Here is a 4,805-nt window from a genome sequence, read left to right as displayed (position 1 = left end):
CTCAGACGGATCGGCGCGAGGACAATCGAAGACCTCCACAACGCAATCGCCTCGGTCATCGACCTCTACTCAGCCGACGAATGCCAGAACTACTTCAAAGCTGCTGGATATGGAGTCAAATGATGCGGAAGTGCTTTAGTGTTTCCAAACTGGCGAAATCATAGGCGGAAGTAAAAATTTTGGTTCCTTTGACACGACCGCGCGACCTTCTTGTCGCCCAGCATCTGCTCGTCCGCGAATAATTGAGATTGGTTGGCATTAGATTTACGCCACCCTGACAATGCCTCCGGGGGGGGGCAAGTTGAAGTCTATTGCGGCGCACTCAGTCCGTCAGCCTGGACGGCAAGGAGGAGGCCTGTCTCCTCGGCGGCCGCGATGGCGCCGGGTGTCGCGGTTACGATAATGGTTGGCAGGCCCTCAAGCACCTCTACCGATTTGGCATCGTGCGATTGGAGGACCTTGACCACCGCCTGCATGCGTTCGGATGAAACGCCGCCAGCCTCATCCTCGGCTACGGTGAGGACGTAACGGCCGGTCTGCACACCATTATCCCCCGCAGTGTCTGCCGCAAGGCCCGCCGGTTCTGGTTGGGTACACCCCGCCAGCGCAGCCGCAACAACGATTATCAATAGATGTTTGAGCACCTTTTCCTCCTTTCGCCGCCAGCCTTCCAGAGATCATGATATACTAGGAGCCCGTACATCAACAGGCAGGACAGGCTCCTGTCTGACACAGCTTTACTGCGCGAGCCAGTAGGTGAAGGACGGTCCTGGACGGCCGACATAGCATTGCCGGTTGAACCTGTGACGGGTGATGGTGTCGATGGCCTGTTGTCCTTCAGAATTATTGGGGAACATGAGTATGGATGACCGGCCGTCGGTCAGCCGCCACTGGCTACCGACGGGCTGAAGCTGGAGCGCGTTTCGGTTGAACGAGATGCAGTCTTCCGCTCCATGCGCTGCATTGGAGGCGGCGCCGCCAGCGAGCAGATAGGTCATGGTTGGTTGCGGCCGGGCGATATAACAGGTCCTGTCAAAACCATACTTCCGGATGATCGCGAGGGCTGCTTCGCCCTCGGCCCGTTTGCTGCCGAAGGCGAACATCGAGGTCCGTCCGTCGGTGATCGTCCAGCCTGCCGTGGCGCCGCGATCTACCAGCGAGACCGCTGACAGGTTGTACCCGATACAATCTTCCTGCGGCGCCAGCGCCTCAGCGGCGGCGCCGATGTCGATCCGCCGCCGAGCGATCGTGCCGCCCGGGCGGCTGTCGGTGACATTGATACCGGTTGTCCGTAGCGTGGCAAGGATGTCATTGATCGGCGTATCTGGCGCCAGCGATCGCAGCGCTGCAATCGCCCCTGTCACCTGCGGCGCCGCCATGCTGGTGCCGTTCTTGCTTGCGAAAGCGCCGCCAAGAACCGACGATGTGATGCCCGATCCGGGCGCTAGAAGGTCAACCGTCGCCGACATGTTCGAAAAGCTCGATACAGAGTCCGCATCGGTTGTCGAACCGACTGTGACGGCGGAGGAAATGCACCCTGGAGACCCGACCGCGTTGACGCGGCTGGAATTTCCAGAAGAGATGACGGTGGCAACACCGTTTGCCAGTAGCTGATCAATCACCGGCTTGCGGACATCGGTATCACAGGCCCCGGCATTGTTTCCGCCGCCGAGGCTCATGTTCGCCGCAACAATATTCCTCGCCGCCCGGCGCGCATTGACGCGCTGCAGACCCCGTATTTGATCAGAATCATAGGTTAGCACGCAAGGCGAGGGCCGGCTGGCGTTCGCGCAGTTCTGCGGGCCGCCGACCGCGTCGGTAAACAGACTGAACACCTGAACGGACATGATGTTCGCCAAGGGCGCAATTCCGTCGAATGCCCCGCCATCACCCGCTGCAATCCCGGCGACATGCGTACCGTGATCACAGGAGGCCGATCCGGTGCAGGGACCGCTCGAAGCCAGCGTCGTTGCGCTTGTCACCCCGCCAGGACAGACCGACGCCGCACCCTGGGCCGCGACATTCGACGAATAGCAGGCGCCTTCGACAACCCGCCCCCCGAAGAATGGGTGCGTACGTTCGACACCAGTGTCCAGGATGGCAACCGTCGTGCCGGCGCCGCGCGCCTGGAGTGCGTGGGCTTCGGCGACGCCAATCACCGCACCCGAAGAAGCAAGCGTCGGGGCCGAGAGCTTATCTTCGACGATCATGGCAAACTGGCCGCTTTCCGCAAGCGCGCTGAGCTGGCTGCGTGTGACTTCAATGGTTGCCAGTGGCAGGTTCGGGATCGGCCGGAATGTCCCAATATTGCGTTGGGTCATAAAGGCCCGTGTCTGATCATTCGCGAACTGCAGCTTGTCGGCTTTGAGCGTAGCGACGTCAGCGGCCGTAATCCGCGACGTTCCCTGACCGACCGCAGCCCGGTTGTATTGGACGATCACGCGGACAGCTAAATCGGTCTGCTGCAGCTTGAGCTCCAGCGGCCCCAGTTCCGGCAAGGGGGTAAGCTGCGGAAGCGGACCGGAAATCACTCCTGGCAAGCCCGGCTTTGGAACCGTCTGGAGCCTCGGCGCCACACCCTGAGCGGGCGCTGCCTGCAGTGCTGGTTCGAGACCAGGGAGCGTCGGAGCGCGAAGCGCTTTTTCTTCCTGCTCCTTTTTTTGCGCGTCTTCTTCCTGAGCCTGGGCCGTGACGCCGATTACTGAGGTAATCGCCAGAATCGAAGCGCATATCAAAGCGCTATTTCTTTGCATTCGTCCGAATAGGAACGGCATGATATTCTCCCACCTGATCGACCAGCCCAGCCACAAAAATCCAATTGATGGGCCCACATAACCCTATAAGAATTGGCCGATAAGATCAAACGATATATTGTCCGTATGGGTGCATATTTAAAGGAAACGACATTGCTGATATATGATCGCCGATTGGTTCATGTCGCTCATCTCCGCGCTCTGGCTGTCACAGCATCGTTCGTCTGAAGCCAGAACGACGGGGTTGGAAGAGATGATCTGAATTTGTTTCGTGACGAGCCCCGACTATCGCCTCGACGAAAGGGCGGGCGATGTCTCGATGCCGCCAAATGCGAATTTTGCAGAAATTCGTCGCGATCCACTCGTCAGTATACCATCACGCCAACTCCCGAAACTGGTGCAAAAAAGGAATATGCCGCCCTTCACGAGTGCCGCAAACTTCTCATTGCCCGTAAACTGCTCGCCGGGGAGCAATGGAGACGGGTTCGTATTCGCCTGACAGCACCGGCGGCTGTTCCAACAAATTGAAGTGTTGTCAGTCCGGCACAATCCTCGTTGTCTTTGACGCTGTAACCACGAATTGCCGCGATTTCATGCCTTCTATCTGCAGATCATATTCTCCAGCCACCAACTCAACGGGGCTTCCGCCGGCCGTTCCGCTAGCCACTTGTTCGCCGTTCTGAAATACGGTGAAGCGAATACGGGAGGTGCTTGTCAACGCGTTCTGCAGGTCGGCGCCGTCGGCCGCATCGACGTAGATGCCGCCGCCAGCTTTGGCCCAGTCTTCAAAAGGCCGACGATCGATTTCCGGTTCCAGTGCATAGCTAACCACGTCGATCCGCGCTTCAATTCCTGCGATCTTTAGGTTCTGTATTGCCTGGAGCGGACGTCCCCCACACGTTTCTTCTCCGTCGGTAATCAGGAGGACGGAAGCGGAAGACGACGCTTTTTCCAGATCTTTGGCGGCCGCAAGCAAGGCGGCTCCAATCGCCGTTTTTGCATTATTTTGAGGACGGACGGAGCGGATGGCTGAGGCCAGAGTGTCATTGTCGAAGCGCGCCACAGGTTGAACGAGGTCGGTGTCACACGAATTTGGCTCGCCGCCAAATATACGCAATCCAATTTCTAGCTTTTCTCCCGCCTGGCTGCGCGCCAATTGCGAACCAAGATAGTCGGACAACGCTGCCTTCGCGACGTCGATACGGCGTTTGTCACCGAGCCGTTTCAGCATGCTGCCAGAGGCATCCAGGATGATGAGTTGGCTGTGGACCGTTGCCTTGGGGTCGGGGCCTGTCCCAGCCTCGACCTGGAGGAAGCCAGGCTTCAGAACGACCACATCGGCCTCGGCGCTTACGCCATAGGCTTTGGGGCCGAGCAATCGGGCCGCAACCCGTGCGTAAGCAACCGATATGTCTTCGCTCTGCAGGACAAGCGAAACTTCGCCGCCCGTTTGGCCTGCCCAGAGAAGGGCGCGCGGCTGTGAGGTTGACGGATATTGGAAGGTTGAATTCGACGGTGTCTTGACGACAAACACTCGCGCCCGCGCGGCATGGAGCGCTGCCATAAGATCTTGCTTCGTATCGACATCGCCATCGGTAATGATCACGATTGCGCGCGAACCGTCTCGGTCCTCCAAAAGTTTGGCGGCGTCAAACAATGCGGCTTCGCCGTTGCTGTTGTTTCCCCCATGATAGGTTGCCAGAAGCGGCCGAAGCGTTTCGGGATCGGTGATCCAATCATCGCGTGCCCAGTCTCCTCCGAACGACTTGAACTGTACAGCGTCGCGCCCGGCAACCATGTCATCGGCAAAATCGACAATGGCGCGACGAATTTTTGGTATCTGCGATGCCATCGACGCGCTCTGATCCATCAGGAAGGCGACCGAGCGTTGCGGCTCGGAAACCTCGACATCAAGATAACTGCCCGGATCTACGGCAAAGCTATAGGTGACCTCGTCCCGCAGCGTTGAGCGTGCGACGTCAAGCGGCTTGGCCTTCTCGCCATCGGCATGGCGCGCAGTGATCGCCGGATCAAATCCCGCACTACCGCGCG

At 58.9% G+C, this 4,805-nt stretch carries 3 protein-coding genes; all 3 read right to left on the bottom strand.

Features of this window, described 5'->3' with window-relative positions; translation table 11 throughout:
• Positions 1-308 precede the first annotated feature (308 nt).
• The gene (locus tag ACESNI_RS11350) at positions 309-644 is read right to left on the bottom strand and encodes a hypothetical protein (RefSeq protein WP_373086769.1); all 336 of its coding nucleotides are present in this window, start codon (positions 642-644) and stop codon (positions 309-311) included.
• A gap of 93 nt (positions 645-737) precedes the next feature.
• The gene (locus tag ACESNI_RS11345) at positions 738-2,774 is read right to left on the bottom strand and encodes a S8 family serine peptidase (protein WP_373086768.1); all 2,037 of its coding nucleotides are present in this window, start codon (positions 2,772-2,774) and stop codon (positions 738-740) included.
• Between the two features lie 514 nt (positions 2,775-3,288).
• Positions 3,289-4,805: VWA domain-containing protein (locus ACESNI_RS11340; protein WP_373086767.1), on the bottom strand; the 1,517-nt coding region annotated here is incomplete at its 5' end.

The sequence above is a fragment of the Sneathiella sp. genome (assembly GCF_041689005.1).
Classification (GTDB): domain Bacteria; phylum Pseudomonadota; class Alphaproteobacteria; order Sneathiellales; family Sneathiellaceae; genus Sneathiella.
The sequence above is the reverse complement of the archived record's forward strand: the minus strand, read 5'-3'. Positions and strand labels throughout refer to the sequence as shown.